18 protein-coding genes are annotated in these 19,592 nt (G+C 58.6%); 11 read left to right on the forward strand and 7 right to left on the reverse strand.

The window, feature by feature from the left end; translation table 11 throughout:
• Positions 1 to 87 precede the first annotated feature (87 nt).
• The 4 genes from SynBIOSE41_RS17690 to SynBIOSE41_RS17705 all read left to right on the forward strand — a co-directional run bounded on the left by SynBIOSE41_RS17690 (position 88) and on the right by SynBIOSE41_RS17705 (position 2,419).
• Entirely contained in the window at positions 88 to 1,026 is a 939-nt protein-coding gene (locus SynBIOSE41_RS17690; RefSeq protein ID WP_370594159.1) for a shikimate dehydrogenase, read from the forward strand.
• 51 nt (positions 1,027 to 1,077) lie between these two features.
• Positions 1,078 to 1,542, forward strand: a complete 465-nt coding sequence (locus SynBIOSE41_RS17695; RefSeq protein WP_186539146.1) for a Tic20 family protein — start codon at positions 1,078 to 1,080, stop codon at positions 1,540 to 1,542.
• Between the two features lie 79 nt (positions 1,543 to 1,621).
• The gene (gene rpsF / locus SynBIOSE41_RS17700) at positions 1,622 to 1,990 is read left to right on the forward strand and encodes a 30S ribosomal protein S6 (RefSeq protein WP_186539147.1); all 369 of its coding nucleotides are present in this window, start codon (positions 1,622 to 1,624) and stop codon (positions 1,988 to 1,990) included.
• 45 nt (positions 1,991 to 2,035) lie between these two features.
• Positions 2,036 to 2,419, forward strand: coding sequence for a hypothetical protein (locus SynBIOSE41_RS17705; protein WP_186539148.1), 384 nt, complete (start codon positions 2,036 to 2,038; stop codon positions 2,417 to 2,419).
• 23 nt (positions 2,420 to 2,442) lie between these two features.
• Here SynBIOSE41_RS17705 and SynBIOSE41_RS17710 read toward each other — a convergent pair whose 3' ends face one another.
• Positions 2,443 to 3,648 (reverse strand): argininosuccinate synthase, encoded by a 1,206-nt coding sequence (locus SynBIOSE41_RS17710; protein WP_186539149.1) that lies wholly within the window; start codon positions 3,646 to 3,648, stop codon positions 2,443 to 2,445.
• Between the two features lie 27 nt (positions 3,649 to 3,675).
• Positions 3,676 to 3,861 (reverse strand): hypothetical protein, encoded by a 186-nt coding sequence (locus tag SynBIOSE41_RS17715; RefSeq protein WP_255475872.1) that lies wholly within the window; start codon positions 3,859 to 3,861, stop codon positions 3,676 to 3,678.
• A 46-nt stretch (positions 3,862 to 3,907) separates the two neighbouring features.
• Between SynBIOSE41_RS17715 and SynBIOSE41_RS17720 the strand changes: the two genes are divergently transcribed.
• The 3 genes from SynBIOSE41_RS17720 to SynBIOSE41_RS17730 all read left to right on the forward strand — a co-directional run bounded on the left by SynBIOSE41_RS17720 (position 3,908) and on the right by SynBIOSE41_RS17730 (position 5,580).
• Positions 3,908 to 4,192, forward strand: a complete 285-nt coding sequence (locus SynBIOSE41_RS17720) for a DUF3134 domain-containing protein (RefSeq protein WP_066908691.1) — start codon at positions 3,908 to 3,910, stop codon at positions 4,190 to 4,192.
• An 84-nt stretch (positions 4,193 to 4,276) separates the two neighbouring features.
• Positions 4,277 to 5,320: a phospho-N-acetylmuramoyl-pentapeptide-transferase gene (gene mraY, locus SynBIOSE41_RS17725; RefSeq protein WP_370594249.1), complete on the forward strand. Its 1,044-nt coding sequence runs from the start codon at positions 4,277 to 4,279 to the stop codon at positions 5,318 to 5,320.
• A gap of 11 nt (positions 5,321 to 5,331) precedes the next feature.
• Entirely contained in the window at positions 5,332 to 5,580 is a 249-nt protein-coding gene (locus SynBIOSE41_RS17730) for a hypothetical protein (RefSeq protein WP_186539151.1), read from the forward strand.
• Positions 5,581 to 5,591: 11 nt separating this feature from the next.
• Here SynBIOSE41_RS17730 and SynBIOSE41_RS17735 read toward each other — a convergent pair whose 3' ends face one another.
• Positions 5,592 to 5,771, reverse strand: coding sequence for a cytochrome B6 (locus tag SynBIOSE41_RS17735; RefSeq protein WP_066908680.1), 180 nt, complete (start codon positions 5,769 to 5,771; stop codon positions 5,592 to 5,594).
• A 44-nt stretch (positions 5,772 to 5,815) separates the two neighbouring features.
• On the opposite strand from SynBIOSE41_RS17735, the gene purT reads away from it, so the two are divergent.
• Positions 5,816 to 6,985, forward strand: a complete 1,170-nt coding sequence (gene purT, locus SynBIOSE41_RS17740) for a formate-dependent phosphoribosylglycinamide formyltransferase (RefSeq protein ID WP_186539152.1) — start codon at positions 5,816 to 5,818, stop codon at positions 6,983 to 6,985.
• On the opposite strand, the gene SynBIOSE41_RS17745 is transcribed toward purT, so the two are convergent.
• The 4 genes from SynBIOSE41_RS17745 to recN form a co-directional block, all read right to left on the reverse strand.
• On the reverse strand, positions 6,982 to 9,138 hold the full coding sequence (locus SynBIOSE41_RS17745) for an HAD family hydrolase (RefSeq protein WP_186539153.1): 2,157 nt from the start codon (positions 9,136 to 9,138) through the stop codon (positions 6,982 to 6,984). The genes purT and SynBIOSE41_RS17745 overlap by 4 nt on opposite strands.
• Positions 9,139 to 9,376: 238 nt before the next feature.
• Positions 9,377 to 10,879 carry an alpha/beta fold hydrolase gene (locus SynBIOSE41_RS17750; protein ID WP_186539154.1) on the reverse strand — a complete coding sequence of 501 codons (1,503 nt, stop codon included), beginning with the start codon at positions 10,877 to 10,879 and terminating at the stop codon, positions 9,377 to 9,379.
• The gene (gene uvrA, locus SynBIOSE41_RS17755; protein WP_066908671.1) at positions 10,876 to 13,854 is read right to left on the reverse strand and encodes an excinuclease ABC subunit UvrA; all 2,979 of its coding nucleotides are present in this window, start codon (positions 13,852 to 13,854) and stop codon (positions 10,876 to 10,878) included. Before uvrA ends, SynBIOSE41_RS17750 begins: the two co-directional genes overlap by 4 nt.
• A gap of 47 nt (positions 13,855 to 13,901) precedes the next feature.
• Positions 13,902 to 15,590 carry a DNA repair protein RecN gene (gene recN / locus SynBIOSE41_RS17760; protein WP_186541424.1) on the reverse strand — a complete coding sequence of 563 codons (1,689 nt, stop codon included), beginning with the start codon at positions 15,588 to 15,590 and terminating at the stop codon, positions 13,902 to 13,904.
• 61 nt (positions 15,591 to 15,651) lie between these two features.
• On the opposite strand from recN, the gene SynBIOSE41_RS17765 reads away from it, so the two are divergent.
• From SynBIOSE41_RS17765 to thrC, 3 genes are all read left to right on the forward strand, one after another.
• The gene (locus tag SynBIOSE41_RS17765; RefSeq protein WP_186539155.1) at positions 15,652 to 17,532 is read left to right on the forward strand and encodes an AarF/ABC1/UbiB kinase family protein; all 1,881 of its coding nucleotides are present in this window, start codon (positions 15,652 to 15,654) and stop codon (positions 17,530 to 17,532) included.
• A gap of 23 nt (positions 17,533 to 17,555) precedes the next feature.
• The gene (locus tag SynBIOSE41_RS17770; RefSeq protein ID WP_066908662.1) at positions 17,556 to 18,140 is read left to right on the forward strand and encodes an alpha/beta hydrolase; all 585 of its coding nucleotides are present in this window, start codon (positions 17,556 to 17,558) and stop codon (positions 18,138 to 18,140) included.
• Positions 18,141 to 18,241: 101 nt separating this feature from the next.
• Positions 18,242 to 19,300, forward strand: coding sequence for a threonine synthase (gene thrC / locus SynBIOSE41_RS17775; protein WP_066908920.1), 1,059 nt, complete (start codon positions 18,242 to 18,244; stop codon positions 19,298 to 19,300).
• Positions 19,301 to 19,592: the final 292 nt, after the last annotated feature.

Consider the following 19,592-nt stretch of genomic DNA (forward strand, 5'->3'; position numbering starts at 1 on the left):
GACTGATTAGATCCTCTGCATCTTCGGCAGAGGCAATGCCTCCAGGCGAGGTGTGGTTCCCGAACAGGCCGATGAGGCAGCAGGCTGGTGCACAGGATTGTGCGACTCGCAATGATCAGCGGAACCACAGGACTGATCGGCTTGCTCGGACAACCCGTGAGCCATTCCCTGTCACCGGTGATGCATAACGCCGCGCTGAAAGCGATGCATCTCGATTGGCGTTACCTGGCGTTGCCCTGTGAAGCGGATGATCTGAAGACAGTGCTCAACGGACTGCAAGCCGTGGGTTGCCGCGGGCTGAACGTGACCATTCCGCACAAGCAGCAGGCAGCAGACCTCTGCCGGGAGCTGAGCCCTCTGGCCAAGCGACTGGGGGCCGTGAACACGCTCACGCCTCTTAAAGAGGGTGGATGGCATGGCCATAACACCGATGCCGAGGGTTTTCTGGCACCACTGCAGTCGTCTCCAGACCTGTGGCAAGGGGCGGAAGCTGTGGTGCTGGGCTGCGGTGGCAGCGCCCGAGCCGTGGTGGCCGGGCTGCAGCAACTTCCTCTGAGCACGATTCATGTGGCCGGTAGACGCCCTGACGCGCTGGAAACCTTTCTGGGCGACCTGACGTCCGACCAGGGCAACGACAGCGTGCCGCTGATCGGTATGGCCCTCGAAGCAGACCCGCTCAACCGGATCTTGAAACGATCGAAGCTTGTGGTGAACACCACTCCCGTGGGGATGCAGGGTCACGGGGATGACAACGCCATGCCGCTCGGCAGAGATCTTTGGACAGGCGTTGATGCATCCATGACCTTCTATGACCTGATCTACACACCACGACCAACGCCTTGGCTGATGCTGGGGCAACAGCTTGGATGCCCCAGCATCGATGGACTGGAAATGCTGGTTCAACAGGGAGCTGCCGCCCTGCGTCGATGGTCGGGCCGCGCGGATGTCCCGGTTGCGCTGATGCGCGAAGAAGCGCTTCGAAGCCTGAATGCGGATCAGGTTCTACCTGAAAGATTCACGGACTGAAGCAACGTTGTGAGTCACAAGACCTACGCTCGGGCCACTGTTGAGGCTGCGATGCCCATTCCCGCCTGGCAACGGTTCCTGGGTGTACTGGTGTACGTCCTGCCCTGGAGCGATGCAATTCCGTTCGGCAGCCATCTGATGGGTCAGTTCCCCTGGATGCAGTGGCTCACCCTGCCTGCATTGCCTCTCGTGCTGCTCGAACGGGGCATCCCCTTCGGAAATCTGCTGGTGTTCTTCCTGCTGTTCCTGGCTGTGGTGCGCAATCCAAACGTGCCCTACTTCCTACGCTTCAACACGCTCCAGGCCCTGCTGGTCGACATCATCGTGGTGCTGCTCGGCTACGCCTTTGGCATCCTGCTGCAACCACTCAGCAGTGGTCTGATGCTGCGCACCCTGTCGAGCACGGTGGTGGTGGCGGTGCTGGCTGTGGTGATCTTCGCTTTGATCGAATGCATCCGCGGCAGAGAACCTGATCTACCAGGATTGAGCCAGGCTGTTCGCATGCAGCTCTACTGAATGTGTCAACCCCAAGGAGATAGGCTGTTGGATCCGTCGCTCACGCAGTGAGCCTTCAGTCCCTGTCGGATCTGTCTCCATGACCCAGACGCCTTACTACGAGACCATGTACATCCTTCGTCCGGACATTCCGGAAGAGGAAGTTGAGTCTCATCTCACCAAGTACCGCGACATCCTGGTCGAAACCGGTGCTGATGTCCTGGACAACCAGATGCGCGGCAAGCGTCGCCTCGCCTATCCGATCGCAAAGCACAAGGAAGGCATCTACGTTCAGCTGAGCCACAACGGTGATGGACAGCAGGTTGCTGTTCTTGAGAAAGCCATGCGCCTCAGCGAAGACGTGATCCGTTATCTCACCGTCAAGCAAGACGGACCTCTGCCGGCTCCCCGCGTGGCTCCAGGCACTGAAGCCGCTGCACAGCCCGAAACAGCCGAAGCTTCCGCCTAAATCCAAGGCATTGTTCAACTGCTGACCGAGCGATAGCGTTCGGTCATGCAGCCTCCCGACGCCAACCATCAGGCACCATTACCTCTCTGGGATCCATCACCGGAGCCGGTTCAGGCTGATCCATACCAGGAAGACGACAACGATGCTCTGCGAGCGCGCATCGTTGAACTTGAGCAGATGGTTGAACACTATGAAGCACTGCTGAGTGAGCTCCCTGATCTGTTTGAGCGCAAGTTTCAGCAACGCCTGGAACCACTGATGGAGCGTTACCGCCTGCTGGCACGAGCTCAACAGATCCTGGGCGAACCTGCTCTGCCCCTGATTGAAGAGCCCTCAAAGCCGCTGCCAGAGATCCCCATTCCCCTTCTGGAGCGCTGGCGCAGCACAAGACACAACAATCGAAGGCGTGCCGATCGGCACGCCGCCTGATTCAGCAGGCAACTGCCTGACGGCTAACGGCGTCGCGCTGCCGACCAGATCCGGATGGGCAATCCCCAGATGTAGATGAAACCCTCTGCTGCGCGGTGATCGAATTGATCGTCGCTGCCGTAGGAGGCCATCTCAGGAACGTAAAGGCTGCTGTCGCTGGAGCTGCGCCCCGTGACGATGGCATTGCCCTTGTGCAGACGCAGGCGGACCGTGCCATTCACGTGGGTCTGGGTGCGATCCATGAATCCATCAAGCGCTTCCTTGAGCGGTCCGAACCAGAGGCCCTGATACACCAGGTCCGCCCACTGCATCTCCAGCTGACGCTTGGTACGAAGCACATCGGCTGCCAGGGTGAGGCTCTCCAGTTCCTGATGGGCCTGGATCAGCAGCAGCAGACCGGGGGTTTCATAGATCTCACGGCTCTTGATGCCGACCACTCGGTTCTCGATCATGTCGAGCCTGCCGATGCCATGCATTCCAGCCAGTCGGTTGGCTTCACGGATCAGCTCAACCGGTGCCAGCCGCACGCCATCAATACTGACCGGATTACCAGCCTCGAAGCCGATTTCAATCTCCTGAGCCTGAGACGGTGCCGCATCCACGGACACGCTCATGGCAAACACTTCTTCGGGAGGCGCAACCATCGGATCCTCAAGCGGACCCGCTTCAACGCTGCGGCCCAGCAGATTGAGGTCGATTGAATAGGGAGACTTCTTACTCACTGGAGCGGGAACCCCGCAACGCTCGCCATAGGCAATCGTTTCCTCACGGCTCATTCCCCATTCACGGGCAGGGGTGAGCACCTTCAGATCAGGAGCCAAGGCAGCGATCGCCACGTCAAATCGCACCTGATCGTTTCCCTTGCCGGTGCACCCATGAGCCACGGCATCGGCGCCAACCTCCCGTGCCACCTCCACCAGACGTCGGGCAATCAGCGGACGCGCCAGTGCTGTGGATAGTGGATAACGACCCTCGTACAAAGCATTGGCCCGGATCGCTGGAAAAGCGAACTCCTCGATGAAGGGTTGAATGAGGTCACCAACCAGGGACTGACTTGCACCAGCGTCCAGAGCCTTGAGACGAATCGGCTCCAGCTCATCGCCCTGACCGAGGTCTGCAGCAAAGGTGATCACCTCGTCGACTCCCCACTCCTGCTTGAGGTAGGGAATGCAGACACTGGTGTCCACACCTCCGGAATACGCGAGCACAACCTTCTTGGCGCGTCCCATCAAGCGGACTCCTGATCTGTATCGGAACTATTCCGATTCTCCACTCCCGCGGGACGACCACAGCAGCCATCCCGCCATCAGTCCTGAAGGCATCAACAGCAGAACCAGGATTGGAATGGCACTGGGCTCAAGAGGCTGAGGATGTTGCTGTCCCCAAAATCGCAGCAACGCGCTGATCAGCAGAGAGATTCCCCAGACAGAAGCGAGAATCACCGCTTTCTTCAAGGACTGGAAATGCGCGGTCTTCTATGATGAAGGATTGGCTCTGAAGATTTTGTCCTCAGCTCTCACGGACTTGAGCGCCCTCGACAACGTCAACCCGGCCCTGACCCGCTACGGACGCAAGGAGCCTGCACCAGTGCTTCCGCTGCGCGAGGAGCCCGATCTGCTGAGCTGGCTTGAAACCAGTGGTCGCCTGGTGGAGGACGAAGAGTCCAATTCACCCGAGGTGAGCACGGTGGAAGAAGAGGAACTCTCCGCGCTGATGGGTGAAAAAGAGGACTACAAGGCTGACGAAGAGAACGAAGAAAACTGGGAAGACTGACCTAGTGTCCCAGCGATTCGTCTTCGGGACTTGAGCGCTTCTGCGGACCGATCCACCCGTCTCGACGGCCGGGTTCCAGCTGCTGTGTTGATCACAGTGGTGGTGATGGTGGCCTTTGCGTCAGATCGCTGGATTCCCAACAGCCTGCTGAGCCTGCCCCTGCTCACGGCCACGCTGATTTCTGCCGTTGTGACCTGGTGGGGAGCACCTCGGCTGCGAGCTCTGAAGATGGGCCAGGTGATCCGAACAGAGGGTCCTGAAGCACATCAAAGTAAATCCGGCACTCCAACCATGGGAGGCCTTCTCGTCGTTCCCGTTGGAGTGATTGCGGGATGCCTGATCAGCTGGGAAGGACGCAGCGCCGAGCAGCTGCTGGCTGTTGGACTGGTCACGCTGGCTTACATGGTGATCGGTGGCATCGATGACTGGAGCAGCCTGACCAAACGCACCAACACAGGCCTAAAACCCAGAGGAAAAATTGTGCTGCAGAGTGCCGCGGCCATGCTGTTTCTTGGTTGGTCAGCCTGGCAGGGGTGGATCCCTGAGGCGGTCGTTCTGCCCCTCGGGATGGCCATTCCTTTCGGCTTACTGATCTGGCCACTGGGATTGTTCGTTTTCCTTGCGGAAAGTAATGCCACCAATCTCACTGATGGACTGGACGGCCTGGCCTCAGGCTGTGGCGCCCTTGTGTTCACGGGTCTAGGACTGCAGTTAATGCTGCGCGGCAACGAGGGTGACCCTGCGTTGGCAGCGTTCTGCATGGCGATGGCCGGTTGCTGGCTCGGCTTTCTGATTCACAACCGCAACCCAGCAAGGGTGTTCATGGGAGATACGGGCTCCCTGGCAATGGGTGCCTCACTCAGTGCCGTGGCCTTGCTGTCCAACAGCCTCTGGCCCCTATTGGTGATGGGTGGCGTGTTCCTCGCTGAATCACTGTCGGTGATCATCCAGGTGTGGGTGTTCAAAGCGACCAAAGGGCCGGATGGTGTAGGTCGCAGGGTGTTCCGTATGGCCCCACTCCATCACCATTTCGAACTGGGTGGAATATCCGAGCAGATTGTGGTGCCGATGTTCTGGCTTGCGACAGCAGCTCTGGTCATTCTTGGTATCGTTCTCCGCCCTACCTGAGCCGGCCAACCATGAGTTATTTCACCTGGAAGGAAGCAGGTCTGACCTCCGACTGCTCCAGCCTTGAGGCGATGGCCTCGCGTTTCGAAGAGGCCGCCAGCCTGATGCGGCGCATGGCCGACAGGGGATTTGTGCTGGAACAACGCAATGGCGCACAACACATCACCCACACAGATGCCGACATCTTCCAATCGTGGGGATTTGTGAACGAAGAACCGGCGGAGCGCCAACTGACCCTAATGCACGAACTTGAATCCTGAACTGGTTGCACTCAGACCCTCGTGCGCAAGGCTCCAACCAACCAGACGATGACAAAGGCCAAAAGCGACGCACCCAGATAAATCAAAGCCCATTTCTGGACTGTGGCGATCTCCCAGCCAAAGATCAGCCCATCAGCGGCATCTCCAGCCGTCGTGAAGGCGACGGGAGTGAAGCTCAGTGATGGGAGCATCAGGCGTGGAGCGAGGATCAATCCATGCTGCCCTGAAAAAGGCCATGACGACGTTTCCCGCCACCGTGATGCTGTTAGGCAGTGGTGAACTGGGCAAAGAGGTGGCCATTGCCGCCCAGCGCCTGGGCTGCAGGGTGATCGCCTGCGATCGCTATGCCGGGGCACCGGCCATGCAGGTGGCAGATCTGGCGGAGGTGCTGCCGATGAACGAACCTGAGGCACTGCTGGAGGTGGTGCGGCGCCACAGACCCAGCGTGGTGATTCCAGAGATTGAGGCTCTGGCCGTGAATGCCCTGGCCGAACTGGAGGCGGAAGGCATCACCGTGATTCCCACGGCCCGCGCCACTGCCGTGACCATGAACCGTGATCGCATCCGCGACCTGGCAGCAGAAGAGCTCAAGCTGCGCACCGCTCGCTTCGCCTATGCGGCTAGTGCCGAAGACCTGCATCAAGCTGCAGCACCATTGGGCTGGCCGGTGGTTGTCAAACCGGTGATGAGTTCCTCCGGGAAGGGGCAGAGCGTGGTGAGAAGCGCCGAGGATCTTGATCAAGCCTGGGAGGTGGCAATCGCCAACGCACGTGGCACCTCCAACCAGGTGATTGTGGAAGAGTTTCTGCGCTTTGATCAGGAGATCACACTGCTCACCATCCGCCAAAACGACGGTTCAACACTGTTCTGTCCACCGATCGGACATGAACAGGCCAACGGTGACTATCAATGCAGCTGGCAGCCTGCCCAACTGAGCGAAGAGCAGTTGCAGCGTGCCCAGACCATGGCGCGCACGGTGACAGACAACCTGGGAGGAACAGGTTTGTTCGGGGTGGAGTTCTTTCTCTGCGGCGACGAGGTGATTTTTTCAGAGCTGTCTCCTCGTCCCCATGACACGGGTCTGGTCACTCTGATCAGCCAGAACCTCAGTGAGTTCGAACTGCATCTGAGAGCTGTACTTGGTTTGCCCATCCCAACGATCCGCTGTGCCGCGGCCGCAGCCAGCAGAGTGATCCTCGCGGACCGCCATGGCAGCCAGGTGAGCTACAGCGGCCTGGAGTCAGCCCTGAGCGAACCCGACACCAGAGTGTTGTTGTTCGGAAAAGAGGAGGCCCGACCGGGTCGGCGCATGGGTGTGGCCCTGGCTTGCGGCGACCAAAGGGCTGATGCTCAGGCTAAAGCCGATCGCAGCGCTGGTGCTGTGACGCTTCAGATCAAGGACTAATCCAGCCGGGACCGTGCGCTGAGGAAGCGGTAGTGCTGGAGACCCTCCAGTACGCCCATCAGGCGGGAGCGATTGGCGAAATAAACACGCTGCTGATGGCGACAACCATCCAGGCAGGGGTCATGGTCAGCGGTGACCACCGCCGCCGGCAGTCCTCGGAGCAGCTCCACATCGCCCTGCTGACTGGCCACCACCAGAATGTGTTCCAGAGGCAAACCCCAACGCAGCGAGAGAAAGCGAATCGCCTCACTGCGTGATGCCCGCATGGGCAGCACATCCAGGAACCAGTGGCAGAGCAGTTGAGGCCTTGCAGGCAGACCGCTCTGACGCAAACGCTGGCGGATCAATGGCAACACGGAAGGGCCCGGTTGCTGCAGCAGATAGCTGACCTTGAACTGACCCTGATGCTCTCGTTTCTGCAGTTTGATGTGATCCCCAAGATCGGAGAGGGTCCGCTCCACAGACTCGCGTTGCCAGTCAACACCGATCTGAGCCTGCCAGAAGCGATCCGCCTGCTCCTCCTGGCCGTAGTGAATCTGAGTGCCCGCCTGGGTGATCCAGACCTGCGGGTCAGGCAGATGAAGCTCCGCAAAACGCTGCCGGGCCGCAGCGAGAGGCCGTCCGGTCACGATGCCGAAACCTGTCTGGGCAGCCTGGGCAGAGGGTGCCACCAGCTGTTGACGCAGATTCTGCAGATCATTGAGATCCGGCTGTTCAAGACTGCTGTCGAGATCCAGAAGCAGCAGACGGGAACCGAAAGGACTCAGACCCGCTGGTGTCGCCAGCAGCTGCGAGGAAACAGTCACCGTGTTCGAGCGCTTCAGACGCTCTTGCATCAGCGCCAGGTAACTACAGACATGTACATCCCAGCTGTAGTGACGACTGACAGCCTCCACGCCGTTGTCACTCCACCTCCGCCAACGATCGCGATCAGCACCGGCGCGCTCCAAACCATCCTGGAGTGATTCCCTGTCGGTCACGTCAACCACAAGCCCGTTATCGCAACGGCTGAGAATCTCTCGAGGACCACCGTCATCGGTGGCCACCATCGGCAGACCTGATGCCGCAGCCTCCAGCAGCGTGAGACCGAAAGGCTCCGTCAGTGCTGGATTAACGAACAAGCCGCGTTGGGCCGCTGCCCAGCGATAAATGGCCGGAACCTGATCACGGCGATGGTGCTTGGGGTAGGCAACGAAGCCGTAGAGGTCATAACGGTCGACCAGATCAAAGATCTGTTGAAACACCTCCCGCTGCTGACGGTCCATCTGGCGGGAATCATCACGATTGCCCAGCACGAGCACCAGGTTGTGGCGCTGCCGAAGGACCGCAGATCGACCAAAGGCTTCAACCAGCGCAGGAATGTTTTTGCGCCGGTCCGCACGGCAGATGGCCAGCAGAGGTGGACGCTCAGGCTCTCTTAAAAACGAACTCAGCAGCTCTGAGACCTCGGAGAATTCATCCGGGTTGCCGTGAGGGTGAAAACGTCTGCTGTCGACACCCGGTGGCACAACCTCAGCATGCTCAGGCTTGAAGCATCCATAACGGGCGTATTGCTCATCACGCTCCTGTCGCGTGCTGGTGATCACCAGATCGGCATGGGCGAGAGCCAGCTCTTCGGCATCGATGCGCCGACTGATCGAATAATTCTGCTCGATCTGTTCATGCTCTCCACCCGCCGCAAGCAGACGACGCAATTTCTCACGTCCCAGGGAATGGCCCGTGTAGGCAAGAGGAATTCCCAGACGACGACTGACCAGGGCCCCCACATAGCCGGCATCGGCGTAATGGGCATGAATCCAGTCGGGGCGATTGTCACTTTCCCGAAGATGACGAACCAGCTGATCGGCCAGCTCATCCAGATACGGCCAAAGCTGTTCCTTACGCAAGTAACGCCGAGGTCCAAAACTGAACCGACGGATCGATGCACCAGGTGCAATCGGCTCTTGAGATCTGGAATAGTCGAGAGACACGCGCCGATCCTGGATCAGACGTGTGACGACCTCGACATGATCCACCTCGGCTCTGTTGGCCAGGCTGCGGGCCAGTTCCAACACATAGAGGGTCTGACCTCCGGTGTCTGCGTCACGGCCAAGCTCCAGATCCTGGGAGCGAAACAAGCCGTGGAGATGAAGATGCAGCAGCTTCAGTCCCACAAGACCTCCAACACGTTCAGGAACAGGTCCTGGTGTCCGATCAAGGATTAGGTGATATGGAACTTGGAAAAGATGAAAACAATCTGATAACTGAAAAAGCTCAACTCGGTGGCATGCCCAGATTGCTTGACTTCAACAGGCTTTAAGGCAGACCAGGACTACTACTTGCGATTTTTTTAGATGAAGAAATGCGGACAAAATTGGCTTGGTTACAACAGCGAGATGCCGTAAAGAATTTTCATAATTGACCAGTGACATCAATGAGTGGCACACGTTGATGACCCCAACCGCCGCCCTTGAAGCTGAGCGAATCGGTGATTCCGAGATGGTCATTAATCCAGGCAAGAATCAGGGGCCCCAGCACCGGTGGTTGTTCGGCACCCACTGGAGCCCAGAGATTGAAGTGATCACCGCCTGCGGCCAGCACGATGCGATGACCATTCGCCAGAGGCTGACCATTGCGAAGTGGAACGACCGCTTCAGGATCCGATGGAACAACCCAATCACGGGTGCCGCTCACCAACAGCGCCTTGGCATGCATCGAAGGACCGCTGGATTCATCAAACAACAGACGCAGAGGCGGACTTACCACAACCACGGATCGAACTCTCGTGTCACCCAGCGATCCCTGATCAGCACCTTTGAGCCAGCTGCACTGCAGAACCCAGCTCAGGTTGCGGTCTGGATCACGAGGATCCTGACAACGGGAGCTCAGCTTGCGGCTCGTGGTCTGAAGACCACCTAACTGCAAAGCCGCGGTGGCACCCCAGGAATGACCCACAACCGCCACTGAATCGGTTTGAACAGACGAACCAGAGAGCAAGCTGCCCGTTTCGACCGCATCAATCACGGCAGTGACGTCCAGGGGGCGCAAGCGCAGTTCCTCGGATGCCGGCGGTGGCTGTTTACCTTCAAGCAGTGACTCCTGCTGCTTGGAATCACTACCCGGGTGACCTGGGAGCACTACGGAATAACCATGGGCAGCGAGCAGATGGGCCCAGCCCTCGAAACTGGAAGGTGCATCCCATAGCCCATGGGAAATCACCACCAGTCGACCATTGGACAATCCGGTCGGGGAAATCACCGTGACCTGCAGGGGCTGCGGACGATGGTTCACCGCAATGGAACGTTGTCGGCGGGTCCAGCCGGATGCGGCCGCAGCGACGATCGTTGAAGCAACAGGCTCGGCTGCGCTGCCCTTGTGCACCAGGTCCCTTGCATCGTCCTGGTTGCCTCTCAGTCTCTTGGCGTAAAAAGCGAGCTCCTGGAGATTGATCGACAGCTCATCTCCCGGAACATGACGCAGGAATCCGAGCAGATGGGGCTCATCATCCCGATAGGCCGCGGCCAAAGCCTCAGACACCATGCGCCCGCTGGTGTCGACCGGAAGACCCTTGACCTCCACCAATTCAGAGGCAGTGAGAAGAAGCTGCTCAAACAGAGGGTGCCCGAGGGATTGGCGGACAATGCTGCTGGTCTCTTCAGGGAGCGGTGCCGTCAGCAAAGCCTCGATCAGCTTCTGCACTGATCCATCGCCTGCCCAATCCAGCTCCTGAAGATCTGGATTGGAGTCGATCAACTGCTGGGCATTGGTGGCCTGACTCAAATCCAGGCTGATGCTCTCATCCAGCAAAGGCAAGGTGAAGGTGAGGCGCTCAACTGCCGCCACCGGTTGAGCGACCAGCAGCGAAGCCAAGGCTGCAACCAGGCCACGCAAGCGGAAACACGGGAAGGACGTCATGCCGCCAGAGAAACCGTCTGAGGGGGATGCTGCTCCAGAACCCTGGCGAGATAGCGACCGGTGTGACTGGTTGGGTGCTGGGCCACCTCTTCCGGCGTTCCGCAGGCCACCAACTGTCCACCGCGATCACCACCCTCTGGACCAAGATCAATCAACCAGTCGGAACAACGGATCACATCGAGATTGTGCTCGATGCAGATGATCGAGTTTCCTTTATCCACAAGACGCTGCATCACATCCATCAGCTTGTGCACGTCATAGAAACTCAGGCCTGTGGTGGGCTCATCGATCAGGTAAAGCGTCTTGCCGGTGGCCCTGCGGGACAGTTCAGTGGCCAACTTCACCCGTTGCGCCTCACCGCCGGAGAGCGTGGGTGCCGGCTGCCCAAGTTTCACGTAACCGAGACCCACATCCACCAGGGTCCGCAATCGGTCAGCCGCCTGCGGAATCGCAGAAAACACGTCGGCGGCCTGCTCAACGGTCATCTCCAGAACCTCCGCGATGGTGTGCCCCTTGTAGGTGACCTGAAGAGTCTCCCGATTGAATCGGGCGCCCTTGCAGACATCGCACTGCACATAAACATCCGGCAGGAAGTTCATTTCGATCACGTTGACCCCCTGTCCGCGGCAGGCTTCGCAGCGACCACCCTTGACATTGAAACTGAACTGACCCACCTGATAGCCGCGGGCCTTGGCTTCAACCGTGGCTGCAAACACCTGACGGATCGGATCAAACGCACCGGTGTAGGTGGCGGGGTTGGAGCGGGGAGTCCTGCCGATCGGTGACTGATCGATCACGATCACCTTGTCGATCGACTTGAGTCCACGCAGCTCACCGAGGCCGTTGGGGAAAGGAACCTTATGGCCGAGGCCATGCTCAAGGGCAGGATGAAGCAACTCATTCACGAGCGTGCTCTTGCCACTGCCGCTCACCCCAGTGATGGAGACAAGACGTCCGAGCGGAAACTCCACGCTCAGATCTTGGAGGTTGTTGCGATTGCAGTTGAGCAGCTTGAGGCTGCGAGTGCCTGCCGAGCGACGTTCCGAAGGAGTGGGAATGCTGCGCTCTCCACTCAGGTAGGCACCGGTGATCGATTGATCGGCATCCAGCAGATCTTGCAGGGAACCCTCGGCCACGATGTGACCGCCATGCACCCCAGCTCCGGGGCCAATGTCCACGAGATGATCGGCTGCGCGGATCGTGTCCTCATCGTGTTCGACCACAACCAGGGTGTTGCCTAGATCACGCAGCCGTTCAAGGGTGGCCAGCAGGCGGTCATTGTCCCTTTGGTGCAAACCGATGCTCGGCTCATCGAGCACGTAGAGCACTCCAGTGAGCCCAGCTCCGATCTGAGTCGCCAGACGGATCCGCTGTGCTTCACCGCCGGAGAGGGTCATCGCCGGCCGATCAAGGCTCAGATAGTCCAGACCGACATCCAGTAAAAAACGCAATCGCATGCGGATCTCCCGCAGCACGAGATCTCCGATCTGAATCTGACGGTTCGTGAGCAGTGGTTCACTGCTCTCAAAGGCGCCCACGCCCATCAACTGCTCAATCCGTTCAAGGGTCTGGCCCACGCTCACAGCCGTGAGATCCGTGATTCGGAAGCAGCCCATGCGCACGGCCAATGCTTCCGGCCGCAGTCGTTTGCCGGCACAACTGGAACAGGGAACCAGTTCCAGAAATTTCTCCAGCTTCTGACGCTGGGCCTCGCCACTGGCATCACGCAACTGGCGCTCAAGAATCGGCAGGATTCCCTCAAAGGGACGCTGATATCCGCCATTTCCCTTGCGATAACGGCTGTCAGCCTGAATCAGGATCGGTTCGCGACTGCCATTGAGCAGCACATCCTGCTGGTCTTCAGTCAGTTCCTTCCAGGGAGTCTTGATCTCGAAGCCAAAGGCCTCCCCGACGGAATAAAGCAGGGAGAAGTAATAGGAGTTGTCTTTTTCAGCCCAGGGAGCCACTGCGGCATAAACCGGCAGTGACGGATCCGGAACCACGCGCTCCGGAGTGAACTTGCGCAGGTGACCGATGCCATGGCAGGCCTCGCAAGCACCGTAAGGACTGTTGAAAGAGAACAGTCTCGGTGAAAGCTCTTCGATGATTGCCCCATGTTCGGGACAGGCGAAATTCTCGGAATACAAACGCTCCCGGTCGACTCCCTCAGGAAGTTGCTCGTCCTTTTTGGGCACCACCTCAACGATGGCTAAACCATCTCCGCGTTTCAGGGAGGTGCGCAAGGAGTCGGTGAGCCGTTCCTGAATTCCCTCGCGAGCAACAAGCCGATCCACCACCACTTCAATGTTGTGGCTTTGGTTCTTGTCGAGTTCGATGTTGTCGGCCAGCTCGCGCACTTCTCCATCGATCCGCACCCGGGCAAAACCCTCAGCGGCCAACCCGCTGATCAGCTTGGCGTGGGTGCCCTTTTTGCCACGCACAACCGGAGCAAGCAGTTGATAACGCGTGGATTCAGGCAAGGTGAGGATCTGATCGACCATTTCATCAATGGTCTGGGGCCGGATCGGCCGATCACACTTCGGGCAATGGGGATCGCCGGCCCGACCGAACAACAGGCGCAGATAATCCTGAATCTCAGTGACGGTTCCGACAGTCGAACGAGGGTTGTGACTGGTGGATTTCTGATCGATCGAGATCGCCGGGGAGAGCCCCTCGATGGCATCAACATCAGGCTTGTCAACCTGGCCTAGAAACTGACGGGCATAGGCGGAAAGACTCTCGACATAGCGACGCTGACCCTCAGCGAAAATCGTGTCGAAAGCCAGGGAGCTTTTACCGCTACCGCTGACTCCGGTGAACACCACCATCTTGTTGCGAGGGATGGTGAGATCAACGTTCTTGAGATTGTGCTGACGAGCACCACGAACGCGGATCACGTCCTCTTCTGATCCAGTCGTGAGTTTCACCGGCTCTGCCGAAGACGAGGCCTTTGATTTGGGAGCGGGTCGCCCCATACGGCTGGATCTCAGGAGCTGGTGATTCTACTGAGATCAGATGATGCTCACGCTGCTTTCTGATCCAGAAGGCTGGCTGCATAAGCCTCAGCTTCGCGGCGGTCACCGCCAGCCAGTTCAGCCAGCTCATGCTGACGCTCCTGAGTGTCCCGCAGATGGGACACTCGTGAATGGGTCACCCCATCGCAAACGTCTTTGCTGACGCGGAAATGATGGTCAGCCGCTGCGGCCACCAGCGGCTGATGGGTGACACAGAACACCTGTCGATGGCGCGACAACATGCGCAGCAAATCGGCCATGGCACCGCTGACACGGCCGCTCACTCCGGTATCGATTTCATCGAAGAGCAAGGTGCTGGATCCATCCACATCCGCAAGGCAGGTCTTGAGAGCCAGTAAAAAACGCGACATCTCACCACCGGACGCCACTTCAGTCAGCGGAGCCATGGGCTGACCAGGGTTGGCTGAGAACAGGAAGCAGACCGTATCCGCACCGCTCTCTCCAGGTTCAGACGGCTCCACAGCAACCTCAAATCTCACATTGGCTAATCCCATGGGCCTGAGATGGGCTATCAACCGCTCCTGCAGCTCAGCCGCCACGACCAGACGCTTTGAACGCAGAGAAGCGTTACTGCGATCACGGGCCAGACAAGCCGTCTTCTCCTGGCTGCGCAACTGCTCGAGCAGTGCATCAACACCACCGGACTGGTGACGCCCACGCAGCTCATCACGACGCTGGATCAAATCGATCAGATCCTGCCCATGACGGCGTTCCAGGCGCTTGAGCTCGGCCAGACGCTCCTGAAGCAACGCCAGACGATGGGAATCACTGTCCAAGGAAGCGCCATAACCCTCAAGCTCTCGGATCAGATCATGAACACCTGATTCAAGGTCGAGACATCGTTCGCTCAGAGACTGCAGCGATGGGTCGAGACCCTGCATCTGCCGTAACTCATGGCTGCAGGCCTGCAGATGATCAAGCGTTGAGGGTGCCTGATCCGCTCCGTCCTGAAGACGCCCGATCAACAGACCCAGACCCTCCTGCAGGCGCACGCCATGAACAAGACGGTCCTGTTCCCGTTCGAGCTTCTCAACTTCTTCAGGGTCATCAAGCTCGGCTCGATCGAGTTCTGCCAACAGCAGGTCCAGCTCCTCTCGCTGTTGATCCAGTTGCAGCCGATCGTTTTCAGCCCGCTCAAGCTCGTTCTGACAGCGAAGCCAGTCGCTCCAGTGAGCACGAACCTGACGGAGCTCGGCATCGAGAGAGGAACCCCCGAGACGGTCAAGCCAACGTTTCTGCTGGCCCGGTCGAGCCAGCTGCTGCGTCTGCCCCTGAACGGTGAGATCGATCAGCAGGGGCCGCAGCACCAACAGCTGCTGACGATTCACCATCACGCCGTTCAGCCTTGAGCGACTACTGAAACGTTCCTCCTGACGGCGCCATTCGCGGCTGACCACCAAATCTTCCTCACCATCGCTGATTTCCTGCTCAAGCAGCCAGCGGCTGGCGGCTGCACCGGGACGAAAACTGGCCTCGATCACACCACGGTCACAGCCGGAACGCAACAAACGCGCACCTGCTCCTGTTTGCAGACCTCCAAGCACGGCATCCAGAGCATCGAGAAGAATCGATTTGCCTGCGCCCGTCTCGCCGGTCAGCACAGAGAAACCCTGATCAAATGCCAGATCAAGGCGGTCAATCAAGGCTATGTTCTCGAGTCGCAGACCGGTTAGCACGGCAGACCCCGGTGTTGGATCAGACCGTAGCGGCGGCTCAGCTCGTTTAGAAGGGGTGCACATGGCATTGAGGCCAGTGGCCCCTCAAGAACTCGGAGATTTCATCGAAGCCGCCGGTCTGCTCACGTATGACCCGGCAGCCATCACCCGCATCTATGCGGGTCATCCTCAGCGATTGCTGCGACGTCTATGGCAGACGTTGGTGCCGATTGGATTGCTGTTGATCGGCATCGGTTTCGACTGGATCTTCCAGTTGCTCAAGGATCCAAAACGGGCACGAAGCAGAGCCAAGGAATGCGCAGAACTGCTGGTGGATCTAGGCCCGGCTTTCATCAAAGCCGGGCAGGCGCTCTCCACACGGCCAGACATCGTGCCCCCTGTTCTTCTGGAGGAACTTGCCCAGCTGCAGGACCAGCTACCTGGCTTCGACAGCGCTCTGGCCATGGCCTGCATCGAAGAGGATCTGGGCGCTCCCGTCGACAGCATCTATGCGGAACTGGAGCGCGAACCGATCTCCGCCGCCTCACTGGGCCAGGTGCATCGCGGAACGTTGCACGACGGTCAACGCGTTGCCGTAAAAGTGCAGCGACCGGGTCTGCGCGAACAGATCACGCTCGATCTCTACATCGTGCGCAACATCGCCGCCTGGCTCAACAGCAACATCGGTCTGATCCGCAGTGATCTTGTTGCCCTGATTGATGAACTGGGCAGTCGGGTGTTCGAAGAGATGGATTACCTCAACGAAGCCTCGAATGCGGAGAAATTCAGCGAGCTGCATCAACAGAATCCCCGGATTGCCGTTCCCAAGATCTATCGAGAAGCCACCAGTCGAAGGGTGCTAACGATGGAGTGGATCGACGGTGTCAAGCTCACCAATCTCGAAGCGGTGAGGGATCTGGGAATCGATCCCGACGACATGGTGAATGTGGGCGTGAACTGCAGCTTGCAACAGCTGCTTGAGCACGGCTTCTTTCATGCCGATCCACACCCAGGCAATCTGCTGGCCCTCGCTGATGGACGGCTCTGCTATCTGGATTTCGGAATGATGAGCGAGGTCTCGCGGGAATCACGCACCGGTTTGATCCAGGCCGTGGTTCACCTGGTGAATCGCAATTTCGGCAAATTGTCCAAGGATTTCGTCAACCTCGGATTTCTCGCGGAGGACGTGAATCTGGAGCCGATTGTTCCGGCCTTTGAAACCGTCTTCAGTCAGGCGCTGGAAGCTGGTGTGAGCCGCATGGACTTCAAAGCGGTCACTGATGATCTTTCGGGCGTGATGTACAAGTTCCCGTTCAGAGTTCCTCCCTACTACGCACTGATCATTCGCTCACTGGTGACCCTGGAGGGGATTGCTCTGAGCGTGGATTCCGATTTCAAAATTCTCGGAGCCGCCTATCCCTATTTCGCGCGCAGGCTGATGGAAGACCCTGATCCACAGCTGCGACAGAGTCTGAAGGAGATGTTGTTCGACGGCGACATCTTCAGCTGGACACGACTGGAAAATCTCGTAGCCAGTGCAGCCAGTCAGGAGCAACTGGACCTTGAAGTCCTGCTGGATCAGGTTCTGGACTTCCTGGTGTCCACCCATGGGGGGATGTTGCGCCATCAACTCGTTGAAACCGCAGCCGATCGCATTGATTCGCTTGGATGGATGACGCTGCAACGCATCGGGCGGCGTCTGCCTCGTCAGTTGCAACCGACCCGGTTGATGACATCAGGAGCCGAGTTGAATCAGGACTTCTACATGGACCTTGAGCCAGTCCGTCAACTCATCCAGGTGCTGCAACAGCTGCCTGGATTCAGTCCGGATCTGCTGTTCAGCCGCTTGCCCAGATTGATGCGTGAACCCGACGCCCGTCGGATGGGAGTTGAACTTGCACAGGGTCTGGCCGAACGGGGAGTTGTCCGACTGGTCAAAGCAGCAGCAGGAGTCTCCCCCTAGATTCCGGTCACCTCGATCTGCCCATGTCTGCACGATCACGCCTTCGCAGGCACGCTCTGGCAACAGGCTCGGCGATGGCTCTGAGCCTGCTGAGCAGTTTCCAACCCGTTCACGCTGCCAAAGACGTTGCCCTCGTCAGTGGAGCTTTCATCCGTTCGATCAGTGTTGCGGACCTGGCCTACCTGGCTGAAACAGGCAAAGCCCGAGGAGTGTTGGTCGACCTCCTGAAGCTGAGCCGTCAGGATCCTGAGGAGGTGGCAAAACTGCTCAACCAGGAACTGAATCTGCCACTCGTGCTGACCAGCAGGCTGATGTCCACAAGGATCGGAGACGTGATTCTGACCAGAGTGGCTCGGATCATTTACCCACTGAAAGTGCCCGCCCCGTCCGTCAGTGTTCCAGCCCTCCGCGCTGGGGTGATCAACGGACTTCAAATCGGCGAAGGCGGCTTGACTGCCATCAAATTCCTTGAGGCCTATCCATCAGAGGTGATGGAGGTGAATATTCCGGCATTGATCGCCGTGATCGAAAAAGCGGAATCGATCGCGGGCCTGGTGCAGTTCTTCTCAGATTCCCCCCTGGACGGTCTGAAGGACGGCAGCAACTGAACCAGGCTGCAGTGCCTGCCACATAGATTCCTGAGGAACATTGCCCTGCGCAGGTGTCACTGCTCAACAGCTTCCGTCGCCGCTTCTCCCCGGCTCCTGTCATGCAGGACTGGCCGGGGCTGATTGAGGCTTACAGAACCTGGTTACCAGTGAGCAACTCCACTCCGGTGGTGACCCTGAGAGAAGGCGCAACACCGTTGATCCCCGTCCCTTCGATTGCTGAACGGATCGGAAAGGGGGTGAGGGTCTACGTGAAATACGACGGGCTGAATCCAACCGGTTCGTTCAAGGACCGTGGCATGACCATGGCCATCAGCAAGGCCAAGGAAGCTGGCTGCGAAGCCGTGATCTGTGCCAGTACAGGCAATACATCCGCGGCAGCCGCGGCCTATGCACGACGAGCAGGGATGCGTGCCTTTGTGCTGATCCCCGATGGGTATGTCGCCCAAGGAAAGCTGGCTCAGGCACTGGTCTACGGCGCCGAAGTGCTCGCCATCCGCGGCAACTTCGACAAAGCACTCGACATCGTTCGTGAGGTGTCGGATCAGTACCCGGTCACCCTGGTGAATTCGGTGAACCCGTATCGCCTGCAGGGCCAGAAAACAGCCGCGTTCGAAGTGATCGACGCCCTGGGTGAAGCCCCTGATTGGTTGTGCATTCCCATGGGCAACGCCGGCAACATCACCGCCTACTGGATGGGATTCCAGGAATATCACCAGGCGGGCCGAAGCCGTACTCTGCCCAGGATGATGGGTTTCCAGGCCAGTGGATCAGCTCCGTTGGTCAACGAGACCACCGTGACCGATCCGGAAACGATCGCCACGGCCATCCGCATCGGCAATCCTGTGAACAGGGAGAAAGCCATTGCCGCACGGGCAGCAAGCAAAGGCGCTTTCCTGGATGTCACAGATGAGGAAATCATTCAGGCCTACAAGCTGCTGGGAGGACAGGAAGGCGTGTTCTGCGAACCAGCCAGCGCTGCTTCTGTGGCTGGCCTGCTCAAACGCAAAGACGAAGTCCCTGCAGGAGCCACGGTGGTCTGCGTCCTCACCGGCAACGGACTGAAGGACCCCGATTGCGCCATCAACAACAACGACGCTGCTTTCCATACGGATCTGGATCCTGATCTGGGCACAGTGGCCAAAGTGATGGGGTTTTGAGTCATCACCACGGTCGGACATGACCTCAATCTCAAAACGGCCCCTTCCAGAAAGGTTTTTTTTTGATGCCGACAGACAGAAGAAGACGACCAACCAGATGACGAACTGCCTGCGGAAGACCGCAGAAAACCATGCCTTGAAGCTGTGGAGAGCCAGACACAACAGCCCCCCTCAGCAAGCTTTCGACTTTCCACAGACTGTTGATTCTGTGAGAAACAGCAGTTTCTCCTCATCGCCAAAAAAAGATTCCCCAGGGCTGTGTGATCAGAAAAGCGTTGGCAGAGCTGGGTTT

This window comes from Synechococcus sp. BIOS-E4-1, assembly GCF_014279995.1.
Taxonomy (GTDB): Bacteria; Cyanobacteriota; Cyanobacteriia; order PCC-6307; family Cyanobiaceae; genus Synechococcus_C.